Here is a 17,602-nt window from a genome sequence, read left to right on the forward strand (position 1 = left end):
CGAAGAGCGGGGTGGCTGGGGTGTAGGTGGACGGGTGTGCTCGGGGTTCTGACCGGGGCTCTCGTTCCTCGTGCCCCGGTGCTCGGTCGTTCCTCCCTCACAGCGCTGCGCGCACGTCGTCCGTCACATTCACGGTGCGGTGACGGTTCGCGCTGCGTTGCGGACGTGACCGGTGACCGGTAACCGCGCGGAGCGCTGACCATATGTAAGTGGCGGGACGACGGCGGGACGGTGGCGAAGCGACCGTTGAGAGGCCCGCCGGCGACCCGAGGAACGAAGCCGTCGGGCATAGCTTGGAGCGCAGCGACGCGATGCGACGCGATGCGCGAACGACGAGCCCAGCGAGGAGAGAGCCCCCGACACGAGGAACGAGAAGAGGGGCGCCCACCGCACGGTGCGAACCCAAACGACCACCCCGAGGAATGAAAGGGCAGCGGGAGACGGGTGAGGCGGCGGGCGATTGTCCCGGCGTGCCTTGGGCGTTATTGGTATGTCAAAGATTCGCTTGAGGGGTATCAGCTGTCGCCTTTTTCGCCGCTTCTTTGGTGCTCGAACGCATGAACGCGCGTCTGCCGTATCGGGTGGGACGCGACTGATGAAGAGGGGTGTGCGTGGCAGGTCTCGACGACGCACGCGTGTGGCAGTTCACACGCGCCGGGTCCATCGAACCGAACGCGATGACCGTGACCTGTCGCAGACGTTCTCCCCGCTCGCGCACGCAGTCGCAGCGGTGAACATGAACGCACCCGTCGGCCGGTCCACGCAGGCCGGTGCGGACGTCTCCGAACTGTCGAAGCTGCTCGCAACGACGCTGTCCGAAGGTGAGTGGGTCGCGATGGTTCTCCGCCGTCCCCTCGGCCCGGAAGCGGACTACCGCGAAGACGGTCCCCGTCGCCGCCTGACCGAACCTCCGGCTGCCCCTTTTAGGCTGAGCGAACATCACTTGAAGGAGCAGCACACAATGGCGAAACTGAGCAAGAACGAACAGGACACCCTTGTCAGCGACATGACCATGTCGATGGACGGCGGGTTCGACGAGGACCAGTTCGAAGCGGACTACGCCAAGCTCGACGCGAAGCACAAGGAAGAGGTGGACGAGGCCGCACGGCAGTTCGAAGCGAACGCCGTCGGCTGGGACGACGACGACGACTGAGGGCCTTACCGCCGCACTCAAGTAGGGCATGACGTTCCAGGAACACGACCACCCGCGCGGCCAGGCCAGGAAGTTCACCGAGAAGCAGCAGAGCCAGGACGAGGTGACGCTGCCAGCTGCGAAGCAGACCGCGACATACAAGCACCCGCAGCCGCCGAACACCGGTGAGCAGACCTGGCAGACCGGTCCGGCCAGCGCGTCACCATCGTCCGCCCGCTCGGTGAGGCTGACGGCGTTGACGTGGAGGTCGGGCCGATGCTCCGCGTCCGATTCGCTGACGGCCACGAGGCTGACGTGTTCGACGACGAGCTCAGTGACCGACGAACCTCGTCCCTCACCGAACCGCACGGCTACGACGAGAGCTGGGGGCCGCTGACGTCTGCGGAGTCCGAGGTCGGCAACCGGCTCGAGGAATCCGACGGCATCAACGCCCGTGCGGAGTACGCCGAGGTCGGCGAGGAGGGCATCGCGTACGGCATCACTGTCGGCCCGGAGCTCATCGGCTCTATCGTCGCCCGCGACCGCCGTGTCGACGAGGACGGGCAGGCGCGCTGATGGCGGCGTTCACACCGCGCCTCTCCGACGGCACGTTCACGTTCAAGCAGCACACGGAAGCGGCCACCGGCCTGCTCGACCAGCCGGCACCTCGCGACCCCGAGGACATCCTCGGCCTCCCCGCCGGCCAGCGCATCGGCCTCCATCACCAGGGCAGCCGCGACATCGACGGTGATGTCGTCGAGGTGTGGTCGTCCGGCTCCGGTCACTACGAAGTCCACGTCGCCGACGAGTCGTTCGCGTTCTACCGCGACTCCGACCTGCACCGCCACGGCGGACCTGCAGTCGTCTACGCCGACGGGCGGAAGGACTGGTACGAGAACGGCATGGGTGTCATCGCCGCCCGACCGTTCAACCTCGCAGAATCCCCACTGCCTGGCGGCGGCACGCGGTACGCCGGCATGCGCAGCGTCGAGGGGAAGGCACCCAATGCCGTCGCCCGGGACGTCCGCGACGACCTGCGGGACCTGCAACGCATTGGGTTCCTTCCCGACGGCGCGACGGTCAACGTGTCCAGCACGACGAAGGGGGACGAAGTCCGTCAACGTCCGCGTTAGCGGGCTCGCGAAGGGGTCGGTCGTCGACCAGGACACCCTCAACCGAACCCCGAACGGACAACGCCTCCACGACCACATCGTGAAGGTCGTGAACCAGTACAACCAGTACGAGGTCGGCCGCGGCTCTTCCAGGCAGCGTCGGTTCTTCTACGAAGAAGTCCACCTCGTCGAGGAGTAGTCACCCGCTCATGCCAGGATGCTGCTGACGTCGGATCCCGACCGGCGTCAGCAAAAGGGGGCAGCATGCCGGACAGCCAGACACCACTCGCGATTCACGACGTGCTCCGCTGGGTCCCCACCGCAAACCAGCCGACCGTGGAACGCATCGTCGAACGCATCGGCATCGCCACGTTCCACGAAACGCAGGATTACATTCGCGCGGAACGAGCCGATGGGAAGCCGCCGCTGCGGATCGCGAAAGGCTGGGTGAACGGGTTCACCGACCAGGACGAGGCAGTCACCTCAGGCGGACCCGGCAACCCCACCTGGCAGAGCATCGAACGGCATCCACTGTGGGGTCTCTGGATGCCGGAGAACAACGCCCATGACGGCGGCGGGACGAAGCGCCGGCAGGCGGAACAGCAGCGCTGCCCGAACCCAGGCTGTGGTGAGCTGATGCCGTTGACGAACGTCTGCGACTTCTGCGGATGACCACTCCTGCGGTCGCGGCCGGCTACCCACAGGTTGGGTCGGACCACAAGAACGGCGACCGGATGTTCGGCATCTTCGGCGATTACGCTCGCGTCCTCGAGGCGCGAGGCACGCCGAAAGCGTCAAGCCTGCACAAGCACACCGTGACTCCGCTCATCCTGCACATCCGCGTCGGCGACGAGCTCCGGGTGGAGTGGGACGGGAAGAACTGGTGGGCGTCGTCTCCTCGCGGGACCGTCGGCCGGCTGACCTGGGCGGCCAGCCACCGGGAACCATCGGAGGACGGCTCCCGCAGCGCGTACGACTTCGACGACGGCGTCATGCACGTGCAGACCATCACCGTCAGCCGCGGTGGCGCTGTCGTCGACTGCGGCGGGTACGTCGTCCCTGACGGACACACTCCTGCGCCACCGAAACGCGCACCGAAGCCGGCGTCAACATCGGCGACAACCACGAGCCGCAGCCGGAAGACAGCAGGGTTCCGGTCGTTCCTCGACAAGCTCCGTCACATGTAGTTGAGCGCGTCGCGCCGCACACATGACAGGCATTGTCTGAACTAACGGCCCGGCTCTCGTCTGCCGTCCCAACAGTCTTCGAGGTGTCCCGTAAGACGATCGGCTACCGGAACGAATGAGGCGGCTAACTTCCGTGAGAGCATCACCGGATGCACGACGATGTTGCGATAGACGTGCGGAGCGAACCGTTCCGTGCTGGTGAGTCCGTAGCCCTCCGCAGTCTGCACACGTTCGGGTCCCACGGCCGGGCCGTTTCGTTCGCAGTCGCCGGTCGAGTGCTCGTCGATGACGGCGACGTCGCCGTGGTCGCAAGCCCGCTCGGCGCCGCGGTCCGCCGCCGAGCGGGTGTCGGGAGCGGGCCGAACGCAAGGCTTGTCCTCCCCGCCGACTGGGATGGTTCCTACATCGAAGACAGTTGGTTCGGGGCGCCCGTGGTTCGCGTGCACCCGAAGGGGGCAGCGTGGTCGGTGTGGCGCTGGCACGACGGGACACAGTGGCTCCCGGACTGGTACATCAACCTCGAACTGCCATGGGTCCGAACCTCAATGGGTTTCGACAGTCAGGACTGGACTCTCGACGTCGTCGCACGTCGGCACCCTGAGGGTCGCTGGTCGATTCGGTACAAGGACGAAGACGAACTCGCCTTCTACGCGGACAAGGGCCTGCTCTCCGACGCGGACCGCGCGACGATCGAACGCACCGGCGAGGATGCCACCGCCGCCGTGCACGCTGGCTCGTTCCCGTTCAATACCGATTGGTCCCAGTGGACACCGCAACCGAACTGGTCAGCACCGCAGATGCCTCCAGGGTGGGACGCAGTCCAGTAGGCAACCCAGCTACGTGTCGATGGTGTCCCAGTGGACGATCGGCTACCGGACTCGCGTCTCGTCGCCTTGACGACGTTTCACGTACGGTGCATGCATGCGTCCCGGGGTAGTGACCGTGCTCTGTCTCGTTCAGTTCGTTGACGTGCTGGGCGTCACAAGCGTCGTCACGGCGATTCCGGCGATCCTGAATGGTCTCGGTGCTGATCCGGCGGCCGCTGGCCCGCTGGCAACGACCTACGCGATGTTCTTCGGAGCGATGCTGATCCTCGGCGCGCGACTCGGGGACCGCTACGGCCACCGGCGGATACTCCTCGTCGGGATCGTCGTCTTCGGCCTCGTGTCCATCATCGGCGGTACCGCGCAGGCGCTTCCGCAGGTGCTCATCGCGCGCGCTGTTCAGGGAGCGGCGGCAGCCGTGTCTGCTCCGTCAGCGCTCCGGCTGATCCTTCACGCAACGGCTGCTGGACCGGGCCGGTCGCGAGCTCTCGCCGCGTGGAGCGCCGTGGGCGCCGCAGCCGGCGCAACCGGGTTCCTTATCGGGGGACTGCTCACTACAGTGCTCGGCTGGCCGTCGGTGTTCTGGGTCAACGCACCGGTCGCTGCGCTCCTATTCGTCGGAGTGGCCCTCGTCGTTCGGGAGGAACCGGAGCCGGGTCGGGCCGAACGGCTCGATGTCCTCGGCGCAGTCCTCCTCGTCGCGGCCGTGATGCCGGTCATCGCAGGCACAGCCCTGCTCGAGGCGCGGGCCACGCAGCCGCAGGGTGTTGGACTGATCCTCCTCGGTCTGGCGATCGCTGGGCTGTTGGCCTGGCGACTCCGCCGCGCACGGTCACCGCTCGTGCCGCGGACTGCGTTCCGCAACGCCAACCTCCGACGTGGGTCGGTGCAGTCATTCGTCAACACCGCTACCACCAGCTCATCGTCGGTGCTGGCAACACTCGTGCTCCAGCACCGCCTCGGCATACCAGCACTGCTGTCCGGGCTGGTCCTCATGGCATTCAGCCTCGCCGTCATCGGCGGATCCGTCGCAACCGGGCGAATCGCTCCCCGACTCGGACCGGACCGGTTGGCCGCAGTGGGGGCTGCGACGATCGCGTGCGGCAACGCGGTCCTCGCGGTTCTCGGTCACTCGTGGCCGTGGATCGCGGGCGGCGTCGCCGTGATCGGCCTTGGCCTTGCAGCTGCTTCGGTCGCGGCGACCGGCCTGGGTACCAGCGTCCCGGCAGCCTTGGCCGGCAGCGCAGCAGGCATCGTAAACACCGGAGCGCAGCTCGGAACAGCGATCGGGACCGCCGTCGTCATCCTCATCGCAACCGCGTCGACCCCGTCGGTCGGATGGGCGGTCGCCGCAGGAATGGCACTCATCTGCGCAGGGTGGTCCCGCCTCCGCCACCAGTCCGACGCCACAACCTGACGATCCGCACCGACATGTCCGGTCACCGATGGGTGACCGGTGCGCGCGAGGACGCACCTCTCCCCCGGCTGACACCCCCTGGTTACCGTGGTCACATGGACTGCTTCGCGAGCTGGCGCACGCGCAACTGAAGGGACGGCTCTGGCCGTCGCTCTCCTCCACCCCAACCCCGGGCGTGGAGCCTTCAGACTGCTCACGAAAGAAGCACAACCATGCACATCCGCGACTGCACGCCGCTCGACCTGCCCGCGCTCACCGCACTCACGATCGAGACTTTCCGGCCTCTCCTCGCCGGCTCCCTCGCGCAGCTACGGGCCGAAGTCACCGCGCACGACCATGGGCACTGGGAAGACGACTACCGCCAGGAAGTCCCTTCCCTGCTCGCTCCCGACGAGGGCCGCTTCATTACACTGGCGGAAGAACACGGCGAACCGCTCGGCTACGTCGGCTGGAACACCACCGGTGCGACCTCAGGACGACTGGAGATGGTTGCCGTTCACCCTGACGTTCGACGGCGCGGAGTCGCGCGAGCGCTCTGCTTGGCGGCGCTGACGAGGCTCGGAGAGCTTGGGGTCACCGTGGTGCACATCGGAACGGGCGGCGACGAGTTCCACGCCCCGGCACGAGCCCTCTACGAATCCCTCGGTTTCATCCCGTACCCGACCGTCGACTACGCCCGGACTCTCTGATCGGAGCCGGGAGGGCTACCGATCGCGGCCCTCCCGGCTCGATGAACTGCGCCGACGGCGTCTCGATAGCCGATCGGCTACTGCACGCCTAGTGCGTCGCCGTCTCCGAGGCTGTGCGGATCGACGCCAAGAGAGACTTCTCGAATTGAGACGGCACTGCGTCGGGAGCAGCCAGTCCTCCGCGCCGAGCGGCCGAAATCACAACCTCCACCCGACCGTCTTCGGCGGGCCGAAACCCGAGAGTGATGACCTCGGCAAGGGGGAGCAGGACGCCCGACCGTCGTGTGATGATCGCAGTGCTGTCATCCATGTAGGTGATCGAGGACCGTGGGATCCCTGCCACTGCGGACCGAATGAGGGCGGGCACGTGCTCCAGTGCCGCATCGACACGCACAGTGCCACGAGATTTATCTGCCACGTCTGACAGCCAAGCACGGCGCCCCGGTAGCCGGTGGGCTACCGAACGCCGTCTCGGTCGCTCGTGGTCGTTCCGGTAGGGGATCGGCTACCGGACAGTCGTAGAACGTCTGGTAGCCGGTCGAGGGAGTCAGTCGTCGTGAGCGAGTGAAGAGGACAGTTCCTCGTGTGCGGCGACCTGCTGCAGGAGCAGGTTGGCTTTGTCGACACCGGTCTGCACGGCATCGGCGCCCGCGACCCATCGCAGCGGCGGCTCGTCGGAATCGATCAACGACACCAGGCCAGCAGCGAGCTTGGTGGGATCGCCGCCCTGTTTGCCGTTCATGCTCTTCCATGCCTCGATGGTCGTCGCGGTGCGCTCGGCGTAGTCGTCGATGGATAGCTCCGGCCAGATGGTCGATGCCCCTTCGACGAGCAGCTCGGTCCGGAAGAAGCCAGGCTCGACGATCATGGTCGAGACACCGTACGGCGCGAGGTCGTACCGGATGGACTCCATCCACCCTTCGAGGGCGAACTTCGACGCGCAGTACGCCGCGACGAACTCCTGACCGACGAGGCCGGCAGTTGAGCTGATCGTGACGATCTGCCCGCTGCGCTGACGACGCATGACGGGTAGGACCGCCCGGGTGACGTTGAGCGGGCCGAAGAAGTTCGTCTCCATCTGCTGCCGCATCTGCTCAGGACTGATCTCCTCGAAGAACCCCGCGTAGAACAGGCCAGCGTTGTTCACGAGCACGTCGATCCGTCCGAAGCGGGAGACCGCGACGTCCGCGGCGGCCCGCGCGGCGTCCTCGTCGGTGATGTCGAGCGACACTGCCAGCAGGTCCTCCCGCTCACCGAACACCTCGGTGACCTTCGCAGCGTCACGCGCGGTAGCAACGACGCGGTGGCCGGCGGCGAGGGCGGCCCGGGTCAGGTCGATGCCCATCCCGCGTGCTGCGCCGGTGATGAACCAAACGGTGGAGTCAGTCATGGGTGTGCCTTTCGATCGGGAACACCGCAAGTGAACGACGCCGTCACGTCCGGAAACAGACTCCGTCTACACGGTCACTGACAGGGACCCCCTGCAGGCAATCCGGTGACGTACCGTCGGGGCGTGGACACTCAGGCGGAGATTCGCGATTTCCTTACATCGCGGCGGGCCAGGCTCCTGCCGGAGCAGATTGGCCTGCCGGACTTCGGCGGACGCCGCCGAGTTGCTGGGCTGCGCCGTGAGGAAGTGGCCCTGGTCGCCGGGATCAGCACCGAGTACTACACACGCCTCGAACGGGGCAACGCGACCGGCGTCTCTGACAGCGTCCTCTTCGGTGTCGCTCGTGCTTTGCTCCTCGACGACGTCGAAGCGGCTCACCTGGCCGATCTCGTTCGAGCCGCCAACGCGCCCACCCACCTTCGGCCGCGGCGCTCTGCGCAACGGTCACAACCGGGCAGCGTGAGTGCGGGCGTGCAGCAGATCGTGGACAGCATGACGCATATTCCGGTGATCGTGCAGAACACCACGCTCGACGTGGTCGCGTCGAACCCGCTGGGGCGTGCGTTCTACATCGACCTGTTCGGTACTCCTGGCCGGTCGGTCAACTTCGGCCGGTACATCTTCCTCGACCCTCGCTCGCGCGACTTCTACCGCGACTGGGACAGCGTCGCTGAGCAGAGCGTCGCGGTGCTCCGAACCGAGGCGGCCCGTGCCCCGGCGGACCGTGCACTCGCTGCCCTCGTCGGGGAGCTGTCACTGGCAAGCGAGGCGTTCCGCACGCTCTGGGCCAGTCACACGGTGCGGGAGCACCGGTCGGGCGAGAAGCTCGTGCACCACCCGATCGTCGGCGACCTCGACCTGACGTTCGAGTCACTGGACGTCAGCTCTCGAAGCGGGCTCGCCCTGATTACCTACATCGCAGTTCCGGGATCACCTTCCGACGACAGCCTGCAACTCCTTGCGCACTGGGCTGCGACGAAGGACGCCGCGAGCGTGAAGGAACCCCGAACGACCGAACCATGAGTCGCCTCGTCGTGCCCATCGAAAGGACCCACCCGTGAAGTACACCCGCCTCGGCACCTCCGGACTGAAGGTCAGCAGCATCGCGCTCGGCTGCATGAGCTTCGGCGACCCCGCCAGCGGCCACCTGCAGTGGTCCCTCCCCGAGGACGACGCCTTGCCCTACTTCCGGCAGGCCCTCGACCTCGGCATCACGTTCTGGGACACCGCCAACGTCTACTCCTACGGCGACTCCGAACGCATCGTCGGCGAAGCGCTCCGCCAGTTCACCAACCGCGACGAAATCGTCCTCGCGACCAAGGCGCACTTCTCCGACAAGCCCGGCGTCGGCCCTGGCCTGCACGTCGCCGGCCTGTCCCGGAAGGCGATCATGCAGCAGATCGACGCATCCCTCACCCGGCTCGGCACCGACTACGTCGACCTGTACCAGATCCACCGCTTCGACCCCGAAACGCCAATCGAAGAGACGATGGAAGCGCTCCACGACGTCGTCAAGGCCGGCAAGGCCCGCTACATCGGCGCCTCCGCGATGTGGACGTGGCAGTTCGCCAACATGCAGCACGCCGCGGACCTGCATGGCTGGACCCGGTTCGTGTCCATGCAGGACCAGTACTCGCTGCTCTACCGGGAAGAAGAGCGTGAGATGTTCGGTCTCCTCGCCGACCAGGGCGTCGGCAGCATCCCCTACAGCCCCCTCGCCAAGGGCCGCGTCGCCCGCCCCGCCGGTGAGCAGACCAAGCGCTCCTCCGACGACCCGGTCGGTAACAGCTTCTTCGCCGACACCGAGCGTGACCGGCCCGTCATCGACGCCGTGCAGCAGATCGCCGAGGCGCGGAACGTGCCGATGGCGCAGATCGCGATGGCTTGGGTCCTCAACAACCCGGTCGTGAGCGCTCCCATCATCGGCGCGACGAAGCCGCACCATCTCGACGACGCTGCCGCCGCGGTCGACATCGACCTCACTGGGGACGAGGTCACCGCACTCGAGGAGCACTACCTGGTGCGCCCCGCCGGCGGCTTCTGAGCGCCTGCTGCCGCCACCACAACGAAGCGGCCCTACTGCGCGAGCGGCGCGGTAGGGCCGCTTCGCGTGTTCCCACGCGTCTCGATAGCCGATCCCTCATCGGGGATCGGTTGTGTGGGTAGCGTCGAGACATGCTCGACGGATGGTCTGATACTGCGACTGCGTACGACAGGTCTTTTGCGCGGCTCTGCGCAGGTGCCATCGACGGGTTGCTCGGGGACCACGTGAGCGTCGGCGACGACCCGGCTCTGGACGTCGGAACAGGGACGGGATCCGTCGTGGGTGTCCTCATCCGACGCGGATTCGCGGTCACCGCCTGCGATAAGGAACCCTCCATGGTGCGATTCGCTGTAGGACGCTACCCGACGGTGGACATCGGAACTGCGGCGCTGCCCTCCCTGCCCTACGACGACGGCTCGTTCGCGCTCACGACCGCGAACTTCGTCCTCAACCACGTACCAACCCCGCTCACATCGGCTCGTGAGCTCCTTCGAGTCACCCGTCCTGGTGGCACCGTCGCCGCGACGATCTGGCCGTCCGAACCGGTCGGAGCGCTCAACCAGTTCTGGAACATGATCATCAGGGAAGCGGACGTCACGGTGCCCGCCGGACACCGATTGCCCCCAGCGGACGATTTCCCGAGAAGCGTCGACGGCTTCCGCGAGCTGTTCCGCAACGCCGGCGCAACCACCGTCGACTGCAGCCTGTTCTCGTACACGTTCCAGATCCGCCCCGACGACCTCTGGGCAGCGGTGACGGCAGGGATCGCAACGATCGGTCAGACGTACACGCGCCAGACTGACGAAAGCCGCGGACGGATGCAGGCCGTTTTCACGGACGCCGCGACGCGGCAGGCCCCTTCCAACGTCCTCTCGTTCGAGAGCAAAGCGGTCGTTGCCCACGCCTCAGTTCGGTAGCCGATGGTCTATCGGACACTCTTGGCTGTGCCGTGGTCGGCTCCGTAAGACGGCTTAGCCGGACGCGTCTGTCGGCGTCACCAGCATGCGAAGCCAAGTCCGGCCGTTGCAGTCCCGCTCGGTGGGACGGTCTTTACCAGCTGCGGGAGGCCTGCCGAGTTTGCCTGGGCAGCTCGCCGAACTCGTCCCGGTACGCTCCGGCGAACCGTCCGAGGTGGGCGAACCCAGCCCACCGGGCGACCTCCGCGACGCTGAGGTCGTTGTCGGACTCGAGCTGCTCCCGCGCGAGGAGCAGTCGGATGTGTCGCAGGTAGGCCAGCGGTGTGATGCCGTGGTGGCGGTTGAACGCGGCCTGCACGCCACGGACGCTCAGCCCGGCCGCCTCGGCAATGTCCGCGACGGTGATTGGTTCTCTGGCGTGCTCGAGGAGGAATGCCTCCGCTCGTGCGAATCGTGTGCCCGCGGTGGTGGGCGGGGCGTGCTGACCGACGGGCCAGTGCGGAATTGCTGTGAGGAGGCCGCCGGCGGCGAACCGGGCCAGTTGTCGTTCGCGCTCCTCGGAGACTTCGTCCGGCCCGGCGAGTACCTCCGCGGCGACGGTGCGGACCATCAGCCACCAGGCGGCCAGTGTCGGGCCCTCCGGTACGTGGTGGGGATGGAACTCGAGCGGTCCCGGGTTCCACTCGCCACGTTCCGCGGCGACTTGTTCCACCGTGGCGCGGTCGATGCGGATGACGTCCTTCTGGAACGACTCGAACCGGACGGGTTGTGGTGCGTTCCGGTACAGCACGGGGCGGCCGATCGGAACCTGCTTCCCGTCGATGGTGCCCCGCCCGGACTTCAACCAGGCCAGAACCATCACGCTGTCCGGCTCGATCGTGCCGCTGACCACCCCCGTGCACGACGCGGTCTCCAGTGACAGCAGCCGGGTGCCACGCACCCGCTCCTCGAACATGAACGCCGCACCGTCCGGGTCAACGTCCACACTCTGTGTGGAGTGCGTGCGAGCGATCGCGTTTGCGGCAACGATTGGGTCCCCGGTGCGGGTCATCCGTTGGGCGCGGCGCATCAGTTCAGGCACGACTCGATCATCACCAAAACCCAATCACCGCGCACATGGGTTCCGAAAACGGATAACGGGTTCGGGATACGGCTCTCGTGGTTGGATTCGACGAGGTGCTTCCGGCGTCGCCGGGAGCGGTGGGCTCAGCCAGGTCGAGAGGACAGCTTGTTCGCACATCGTGGGCGCGTACTTTGAGAGATGTCGTCAGCTCGCGGGTCTTCTGCGAAGACGCCTACAGGAAGCCGCACGCATGGTCCGACCGCAACGCATCGTCTGGCGGGAGGGGTCCGGCACCGACTGGACAGCCCACGCTGACGGCGTCATCGTCGGCAGCATCCAGCACCACGACCAGTACGAGCTCCACACGACCGACAACCAGGTCCACGGTTCACACAGCACCCTCTGCAACGCGCAAGCACAACTCAGCGCCTGGTACTCCTGGATCGCCGCGCAACAGGCCTGACCAGCACGCAAGACTCTGACGCGAGGCGAGCGTCACCGATCACGTGACCCGAACACGGACCGGCAACGCCCGTCCCGCAGCCTGATCCGCCACGGGTTCCCGTACCGTACTCAGGGTCGGGCTGGACGCGCAGTCAGCAGAGTGAGTGCCTGCGCAGCCGGGCCAACCCGCCGCAGCTCACATCGCACTCACACTTGCCAGAGCCGCCGATGGCGGGAGAACCTCCGGCACGGAATACAACACCTATCGACGATGGTTCCCAATGAGGTCGGGCGGCTGGTTACCGCCCAAGCGAAAGCGTCCTGAGTCCCTGATCCTCGGACGCACGCGGCTGCCCGCTCTCACCCCAACGAGAGCGGGCAGCTCCCATCTCGTACTTGCGGACGCCCTCGATCATCGGATCCTGCGGACCGGCTGCCGGGGATCTCCCGCGCTCGGACATTGTGCGTGGAGAGTCAGCACGACCGGGGTTTGCTGACGGGATGAAGTACCTGGTCTACGGCAACTCACGAATCATGACCGGCGACGCGATCGCGGACGCGGTCCTTGCCTACTCCGTCGTCCTCGCGCAGAACAGCACCACCGACATCATCAACGTCCCCACCGCTGACGCACACGGTGTTGCCACCACCGTCGGTCTCCTTCTCGGTCCGGTGACCACCGTCATGACCGAGCCCGCCCCAGACGACGAGCTGGAGCCGGACGACGACGCGTTCGTCGCCGAACTCACCCGACGCACCAACCGGTTCACCCGCCACATGAACGCGGCCAAACACCCCGACCGGTTCGACGGGCTCGCGGCAGCCCTCGAGGAGGTGCTCGACCCCACGCTCGACGTCCTCGACGCGATGGACCGTGTGATCGAGCTCTGCGTGCGCTGCACCTCCGCCACCGAAGCCGGCATCGTCCTCGCCGACCGCACCGGGACACTGCACGTCATCGCATCGACCAGTGAACGCAGCAGCGACGCCGAAGAAGCGCAACTCGGAACCAACGAAGGATCGTGCCTGGACTGCTACCGGACCGGTGAGACCATCGACGTCCCGGACGTCTCCACACACGCCTCCGACTGGCCCCAGTTCGTCGAGACGATGCACGCCCGCAACCTCGTCGGCACCTTCGCCGAACCCATCCGGCTGCGACGAGCAACGATCGGGTCGCTGTGCGTCTTCGCCACCCACGACCAGGGCCACGACGACCGTGACGTCGTCTTCATTCAGCTGCTCGCTGACGCAGCGTCCGCCGCCCTCGTCCGGCAACGTGACCACGGACGGCTGCGGACATTCGACGAACAGGTCGAGGACGCCATCGCCGCGCGAGTCACGGTGGAACAAGCCAAGGGCGCCCTCGCACAACGACAGAACATCGCGATCGACGAAGCCTTCCAGCTGCTCCGCAGTGGCGCACGCAGCGCCGGACGAGGACTCCGAGAACTCGCCGACGACGTGATCCACCGCGGCGAACGACTCGACGGCAGTCTTTGACACGCCCTCGTCCACGTGCCCCCGCGTTCAGGAGAGCGGGTCAGCTGGCTGGGTTCGGGTCCTGCAGAAACGCCTCATATGTCTCGGTGTCGTCCTGGGCAGGGACCGGATTTTGGAGGACATACAGCACCTCGGTTTCAGTACCAACAACCTCACGGAGTCGCGAGACAGCATCGCGCGCCGTTGCTGCCTCCACCCCGGCTACCTGAAGTTCGCCGTCATCGTCCGGGTCGTATCCCGTGTTCCACCGCATCCCATGATTCTTCCGACGCGCTCATGGCCGGAGCAAGTCGGCCGACGCGAAGGCACCGTGCCCACCCAATCCGACAGTGGCTTCCTCCGGGACGACACCCCGGAGGCCGCCGCCCGGTAGGAAAGTGTGCTCCGAGCCGCTGAATGCCAGGCTGCATCTTCGTGTCCTGCCCGAATGGGGGCCGGCTAAGGCTTGTCCGCCAAAAAGAGGACCGGTAGGTTCGTTGTAAGCGAGCCACACCCGGTCGTGCTTCCTGAGCGCGCAGGCCCGCACTGAGCATCGACGCTCCGACCCTGGAGCCGTTCCCCCTGACGCTCGGGTCGGGGCGCGATCGCCCGGCAAACACCGTTTGAACGTTCCGCGCTGAGCGGTCCGGGCTCACTTCGCTGCGCCCCTGGCCCGTTATCCGCGTGACGTGGGACGGGTTGAGCTTGCTTGTGGCGCATCGTAGATTCCCGGCATGATCGCTGCCAAGCCGCGCGATCCGCAGGACCGGATCGCCCAGGAGCCGTACTGGCTCGACGACTTCTACGACGAATTCATCAGGTCGCTGGACCCGTCCAGATCGACTTCGACGGCCCCGGGAGACACTGGCCGGCAGTAGGCGCCCCTCAGGCTGTTTCCCTGAGGTCGGCGCCGTGGTGGACGACGTCCTCGGCTCTCGCGCGCATGCCGCCACCGGCTGTGTGCGCTGCTCGACGTAGGACTTGGAAGGCTTCGTCAATCCGGATGCCGCGTCGGTACGCCAAGGCCCCCTTCGCTTGCTCGACGAGTACTCGTGCCTGGATTGCGTCGTCGATCTGCTCCTCGAAGGTGCGCAACCGGCCGGCATCGCGTTGCCGCACGAGCGCGGCGGATGCCGCGTCGGCGAGCAGCTGGATCAGAACCACGTCGCGGTCGTCGTGCCCGTCGGTGTGGTCGGCGAACAGACACAGCGAACCGATGGTCCCATCGCGTAGGCGGATCGGCTCGGCGAAGGTCCCGCGAAGCCCTCTCTCGTGCATCGTCTCAGCGAACGTCGGCCACACGATCTCGTGGGTGGTGACGTCGGGCACGTCGATCGTCTTCCCGGTCCGGAAGCAGTCCAAGCACGATCCCTCGTTCGTGCCGAGCTGCGCCTCTTCCGCATCGCTCGTGCGTTCGCTCGTCGAAGCGATGACGTGCAAGGTCCCGGACGCATCGCCCAGGACGATCCCCGCTTCCGTTGCTGAGGTGAGCTCCACGCACGCCGCGATCACGCGGTCCATGGCGTCGAGGACCTCGAGGTCGGGGTTCAGAACACTGCTCAGGCCCACGGAGAGGCGCTCGAAGCGGTCCTCACCTCGATGTGCCTCTGACCTGGTCATGGTCGGACTGTACAGCGGGACAGTTCGCGAACCTACCAGCCGTAACGCGCATGCGGGTCGGGGATGAACGGCACGAGCGGCCGCGACGTAGCGTCAGGGCATCGCTCACGTTGCGTGGGGTGCTGCTGCGTGTCCGACCCCCGGTGAGTTGGCGTCAGAGAGCACGTCATGAATGCACCACGATCCAAGCGTTATACGCCTTGCTTGCCCGGAAGGGGGGCTACCGAACGTCGTCTCGGTCGCTCGTGGTCGTTCCGGTAGGGGATCGCTCAACGGTCCGGCAGGAGGGACATGTGTCGCGGCTACTTCTTCTCGTACTTGCTCCAGTAGCGGGCGAGCGCCGCTTGGCCCGGTCGAGCCGTGGTGAACACGACTAGAGCGAACCCGACGAAGATGACGAGAACCGCCACCAGCCGGTCGAGCCTGCCGTCCGAGTGGGCTATCAACACGAAGCCGATGATGACAACGAGTGCCCCCAGCGTCACGAGTACAACACGTCGAGGGGTCATGAGTTCGAATCTATCGTCGCCGTCATGAAGTGGCGTCCGACCCGTCTCGCGGACAACAGCACACGTCCAGTGACGAGGCCCGGTGAAAGCGTCCCATTTGCCGGTCGTTCACCGCTACACCACAGTTGCTGCCAGCACCGGGCCTCGTTGTCCACTCGCGCCTGACCAGGGGTATTGCCGTATGCCTGTCCCGCAAAAAAGCCCGGTGAAGGGGCGCTAAACGCTACACAGCCGAGGGCGCGGCGACGGTACCGCTTCGACGTTGACATCGACGTGCTGCGAGGAAGTAACTCGTTCCGGCCTTCGGAACCGATCACCGCGACCGCCGAAGGAGCAGCTCGGGATGCGCGAGCACCTCGAGGAGCGCTAACCAGGCGAGGTCGGTGATGCGTGGGTCGAGGGCGCCGGAGTGCGCAGCGAGCAACGCCCGGGTGCGCGCGGTCGGGGTCTTGTCCATTCCGTGCTGACTGTTGCGGAGCGCGGTGAGCCATTCACGAGCGGCGGTGGCGAGCGGCACGAGGACGTCGATGCCGTTCTTGTCGGGCAACATGACGCCCCCGTCCCGAAGTCGTGCCCGCATGAAGAACCCGTTCCCCACGTCGCGCAGTGCCCCCACGGCCGCGCGAGCACGCGGCAAAAGGACGAGTTGCACATCCTCGGGGAGCGTCGATTCGAGGTCGGTGAGGACAGCTTCCATCTTCGAGAGGGTGGTCGCTCGATCACGTGTGAGTGTGCGGTTGAGGCCCGCGAGTGAGTCGAGGGTATGGAAGAGCGCGAGCCGCCGCGCATGACCGTCCCGGGAAGACCCGATGACTTGGACGGAGCGACACAACTGCTCGAAGGTGAGCATTCGCTCGACAGCGGACGGCGGGTGGTACTGCCCGTCGACGACGTAGTTGGCCGGCTGGGTGAGGTGCGAGAAGACTAAGTCGAGCCGATCCACCCACCACCGAAGGGCTGCTTTGAACGCCGCGTGCGGAATCTCCCGCACATCCTTCAACGGCTCGATCTGCGCAGACCGCTCTGACAGTGCGAGAAGGTCCAGGTCGAGCAGCGGGCGAGGCTCGACCGCCTTGCCAAACGTGAACACAAGCACACCTCCGAGCCTGGGCGCGGTCGTCGCCCAAACATGCGGACTGAGGCTCGTGACGAGCGGTTCGAGGTAAGCACCGAGCCCGAGGTTGATGTCCTCCATCAGCTTCAACGACGAGGTGAACGTGTCGCCGTCCCCAGTGGGCTCCGGCGGACGGTCGCCAACGTTCAGCATCGCGCGCGCAATGCCATATCGCCGGCCGAGGCGCTCCGTCGACTCCACTAGATACATCGCTGCATGAGGAAAGACCACCTCACGAAGCCCCGCAGTTGCCCCGGCAAGGACGGCAGGGAGATCCTTTGCCTCCTCCGTCCCGACCACAAGCGCCCGGAACCCCGCAAGCGCCTGCACCGCCTCTGTCGGATGGCGTTCGAGGAGCGTCTGCTGCAAGCGGACCGCTCGTTCCCATGAGCCGGGCGCCGGCCCAATCTCGTCGTACTTCGACAGTCGCTCGACCACGCGCTGATAGCCGCGCTCCTCGGAAGGGTCAGCCTCCAGCCCTAACCGGGACCACCGGACCAGGTTCGGCTTCGAACCGGAGACGCTCTCCTCATTTCGCCCCATGAAGTCGTCGCCGTCGCGAATCAGTTCCCAGCCAACGAACGCGCCCATGTCATCTGGTACTCCGCCGAGGAACCAGTTCGCGACGTGGATCCGTTCCGGGTCCACCTTCAGCATC

The 17,602-nt window shown here is 66.5% G+C and carries 20 protein-coding genes; 14 read left to right on the plus strand and 6 right to left on the minus strand.

Annotation, left to right across the window (positions count from 1 at the left end; genetic code table 11):
* Window positions 1-736: 736 nt before the first annotated feature.
* The 8 genes from DEJ29_RS15745 (at window position 737) to DEJ29_RS15780 (ending at window position 6,361) form a co-directional block, all read left to right on the plus strand.
* Window positions 737-1,153: a hypothetical protein gene (locus DEJ29_RS15745; RefSeq protein WP_146248416.1), complete on the plus strand. Its 417-nt coding sequence runs from the start codon at window positions 737-739 to the stop codon at window positions 1,151-1,153.
* Window positions 1,154-1,408: 255 nt separating this feature from the next.
* Entirely contained in the window at window positions 1,409-1,708 is a 300-nt protein-coding gene (locus DEJ29_RS15750) for a hypothetical protein (RefSeq protein ID WP_146248415.1), read from the plus strand.
* A complete protein-coding gene (locus DEJ29_RS15755; protein WP_111096086.1) occupies window positions 1,708-2,265 on the plus strand; it encodes a hypothetical protein in 558 nt (185 codons plus the stop codon). Before DEJ29_RS15750 ends, DEJ29_RS15755 begins: the two co-directional genes overlap by 1 nt.
* A gap of 243 nt (window positions 2,266-2,508) precedes the next feature.
* Window positions 2,509-2,916, plus strand: a complete 408-nt coding sequence (locus DEJ29_RS15760) for a hypothetical protein (protein WP_146248414.1) — start codon at window positions 2,509-2,511, stop codon at window positions 2,914-2,916.
* A 143-nt stretch (window positions 2,917-3,059) separates the two neighbouring features.
* Window positions 3,060-3,431 (plus strand): hypothetical protein, encoded by a 372-nt coding sequence (locus tag DEJ29_RS15765; RefSeq protein ID WP_146248413.1) that lies wholly within the window; start codon window positions 3,060-3,062, stop codon window positions 3,429-3,431.
* 149 nt (window positions 3,432-3,580) lie between these two features.
* Window positions 3,581-4,258, plus strand: coding sequence for a ribonuclease FAU-1 family protein (locus DEJ29_RS15770; RefSeq protein ID WP_111096083.1), 678 nt, complete (start codon window positions 3,581-3,583; stop codon window positions 4,256-4,258).
* 94 nt (window positions 4,259-4,352) lie between these two features.
* On the plus strand, window positions 4,353-5,672 hold the full coding sequence (locus tag DEJ29_RS15775) for an MFS transporter (RefSeq protein WP_111096082.1): 1,320 nt from the start codon (window positions 4,353-4,355) through the stop codon (window positions 5,670-5,672).
* A 212-nt stretch (window positions 5,673-5,884) separates the two neighbouring features.
* Window positions 5,885-6,361, plus strand: coding sequence for a GNAT family N-acetyltransferase (locus tag DEJ29_RS15780; RefSeq protein ID WP_111096081.1), 477 nt, complete (start codon window positions 5,885-5,887; stop codon window positions 6,359-6,361).
* 547 nt (window positions 6,362-6,908) lie between these two features.
* Here the strand turns inward: DEJ29_RS15780 and DEJ29_RS15785 are convergent.
* Window positions 6,909-7,751, minus strand: coding sequence for an SDR family oxidoreductase (locus DEJ29_RS15785; protein WP_111096079.1), 843 nt, complete (start codon window positions 7,749-7,751; stop codon window positions 6,909-6,911).
* 123 nt (window positions 7,752-7,874) lie between these two features.
* Here DEJ29_RS15785 and DEJ29_RS15790 point away from each other — a divergent pair, with 123 nt between their 5' ends.
* The 3 genes from DEJ29_RS15790 (at window position 7,875) to DEJ29_RS15800 (ending at window position 10,712) form a co-directional block, all read left to right on the plus strand.
* On the plus strand, window positions 7,875-8,774 hold the full coding sequence (locus tag DEJ29_RS15790; RefSeq protein WP_111096078.1) for a helix-turn-helix domain-containing protein: 900 nt from the start codon (window positions 7,875-7,877) through the stop codon (window positions 8,772-8,774).
* A gap of 34 nt (window positions 8,775-8,808) precedes the next feature.
* On the plus strand, window positions 8,809-9,795 hold the full coding sequence (locus tag DEJ29_RS15795) for an aldo/keto reductase (RefSeq protein WP_111096077.1): 987 nt from the start codon (window positions 8,809-8,811) through the stop codon (window positions 9,793-9,795).
* A gap of 131 nt (window positions 9,796-9,926) precedes the next feature.
* The gene (locus DEJ29_RS15800) at window positions 9,927-10,712 is read left to right on the plus strand and encodes a class I SAM-dependent methyltransferase (protein ID WP_111096076.1); all 786 of its coding nucleotides are present in this window, start codon (window positions 9,927-9,929) and stop codon (window positions 10,710-10,712) included.
* Window positions 10,713-10,845: 133 nt separating this feature from the next.
* On the opposite strand, the gene DEJ29_RS15805 is transcribed toward DEJ29_RS15800, so the two are convergent.
* Window positions 10,846-11,793: an AraC family transcriptional regulator gene (locus DEJ29_RS15805; protein ID WP_146248412.1), complete on the minus strand. Its 948-nt coding sequence runs from the start codon at window positions 11,791-11,793 to the stop codon at window positions 10,846-10,848.
* Between the two features lie 232 nt (window positions 11,794-12,025).
* Between DEJ29_RS15805 and DEJ29_RS15810 the strand changes: the two genes are divergently transcribed.
* The gene (locus DEJ29_RS15810; protein ID WP_111096074.1) at window positions 12,026-12,238 is read left to right on the plus strand and encodes a hypothetical protein; all 213 of its coding nucleotides are present in this window, start codon (window positions 12,026-12,028) and stop codon (window positions 12,236-12,238) included.
* Between the two features lie 482 nt (window positions 12,239-12,720).
* A complete protein-coding gene (locus tag DEJ29_RS15815) occupies window positions 12,721-13,722 on the plus strand; it encodes a GAF and ANTAR domain-containing protein (RefSeq protein WP_284173881.1) in 1,002 nt (333 codons plus the stop codon).
* 40 nt (window positions 13,723-13,762) lie between these two features.
* Here DEJ29_RS15815 and DEJ29_RS15820 read toward each other — a convergent pair whose 3' ends face one another.
* Window positions 13,763-13,975, minus strand: a complete 213-nt coding sequence (locus DEJ29_RS15820; RefSeq protein ID WP_146248410.1) for a hypothetical protein — start codon at window positions 13,973-13,975, stop codon at window positions 13,763-13,765.
* Between the two features lie 460 nt (window positions 13,976-14,435).
* On the opposite strand from DEJ29_RS15820, the gene DEJ29_RS15825 reads away from it, so the two are divergent.
* Window positions 14,436-14,579 carry a hypothetical protein gene (locus DEJ29_RS15825; RefSeq protein ID WP_181438292.1) on the plus strand — a complete coding sequence of 48 codons (144 nt, stop codon included), beginning with the start codon at window positions 14,436-14,438 and terminating at the stop codon, window positions 14,577-14,579.
* A gap of 7 nt (window positions 14,580-14,586) precedes the next feature.
* On the opposite strand, the gene DEJ29_RS15830 is transcribed toward DEJ29_RS15825, so the two are convergent.
* The 3 genes from DEJ29_RS15830 to DEJ29_RS15840 all read right to left on the minus strand — a co-directional run bounded on the left by DEJ29_RS15830 (window position 14,587) and on the right by DEJ29_RS15840 (window position 17,601).
* On the minus strand, window positions 14,587-15,321 hold the full coding sequence (locus tag DEJ29_RS15830; RefSeq protein WP_111096047.1) for a GAF and ANTAR domain-containing protein: 735 nt from the start codon (window positions 15,319-15,321) through the stop codon (window positions 14,587-14,589).
* A 302-nt stretch (window positions 15,322-15,623) separates the two neighbouring features.
* A complete protein-coding gene (locus DEJ29_RS15835) occupies window positions 15,624-15,830 on the minus strand; it encodes a hypothetical protein (protein WP_146248409.1) in 207 nt (68 codons plus the stop codon).
* A 313-nt stretch (window positions 15,831-16,143) separates the two neighbouring features.
* Complete coding sequence (locus DEJ29_RS15840) at window positions 16,144-17,601, minus strand: hypothetical protein (protein WP_111096045.1); 1,458 nt, start codon at window positions 17,599-17,601, stop codon at window positions 16,144-16,146.
* Between the last annotated feature and the right edge of the window lies 1 nt (window position 17,602).

It is taken from the genome of Curtobacterium sp. MCPF17_021, assembly GCF_003234605.2.
GTDB classification, from domain to species: Bacteria; Actinomycetota; Actinomycetes; order Actinomycetales; family Microbacteriaceae; genus Curtobacterium; species Curtobacterium flaccumfaciens.

Excerpts from the sequence above, each read along its gene's own strand:
- DEJ29_RS15780 (WP_111096081.1), top strand. The coding sequence starts at position 5,885 with ATGCACATCCGCGACTGCACGCCGCTCGACCTGCCCGCGCTCACCGCA.
- DEJ29_RS15800 (WP_111096076.1), top strand. The coding sequence starts at position 9,927 with ATGCTCGACGGATGGTCTGATACTGCGACTGCGTACGACAGGTCTTTT.
- DEJ29_RS15775 (WP_111096082.1), top strand. The coding sequence starts at position 4,353 with ATGCGTCCCGGGGTAGTGACCGTGCTCTGTCTCGTTCAGTTCGTTGAC.
- DEJ29_RS15820 (WP_146248410.1), bottom strand. The coding sequence starts at position 13,975 with ATGCGGTGGAACACGGGATACGACCCGGACGATGACGGCGAACTTCAG.
- DEJ29_RS15745 (WP_146248416.1), top strand. The coding sequence starts at position 737 with ATGAACGCACCCGTCGGCCGGTCCACGCAGGCCGGTGCGGACGTCTCC.
- DEJ29_RS15785 (WP_111096079.1), bottom strand. The coding sequence starts at position 7,751 with ATGACTGACTCCACCGTTTGGTTCATCACCGGCGCAGCACGCGGGATG.
- DEJ29_RS15835 (WP_146248409.1), bottom strand. The coding sequence starts at position 15,830 with ATGACCCCTCGACGTGTTGTACTCGTGACGCTGGGGGCACTCGTTGTC.
- DEJ29_RS15830 (WP_111096047.1), bottom strand. The coding sequence starts at position 15,321 with ATGACCAGGTCAGAGGCACATCGAGGTGAGGACCGCTTCGAGCGCCTC.
- DEJ29_RS15840 (WP_111096045.1), bottom strand. The coding sequence starts at position 17,601 with ATGCTGAAGGTGGACCCGGAACGGATCCACGTCGCGAACTGGTTCCTC.
- DEJ29_RS15810 (WP_111096074.1), top strand. The coding sequence starts at position 12,026 with ATGGTCCGACCGCAACGCATCGTCTGGCGGGAGGGGTCCGGCACCGAC.
- DEJ29_RS15825 (WP_181438292.1), top strand. The coding sequence starts at position 14,436 with ATGATCGCTGCCAAGCCGCGCGATCCGCAGGACCGGATCGCCCAGGAG.
- DEJ29_RS15750 (WP_146248415.1), top strand. The coding sequence starts at position 1,409 with ATGCTCCGCGTCCGATTCGCTGACGGCCACGAGGCTGACGTGTTCGAC.
- DEJ29_RS15770 (WP_111096083.1), top strand. The coding sequence starts at position 3,581 with ATGCACGACGATGTTGCGATAGACGTGCGGAGCGAACCGTTCCGTGCT.
- DEJ29_RS15815 (WP_284173881.1), top strand. The coding sequence starts at position 12,721 with ATGAAGTACCTGGTCTACGGCAACTCACGAATCATGACCGGCGACGCG.
- DEJ29_RS15760 (WP_146248414.1), top strand. The coding sequence starts at position 2,509 with ATGCCGGACAGCCAGACACCACTCGCGATTCACGACGTGCTCCGCTGG.
- DEJ29_RS15755 (WP_111096086.1), top strand. The coding sequence starts at position 1,708 with ATGGCGGCGTTCACACCGCGCCTCTCCGACGGCACGTTCACGTTCAAG.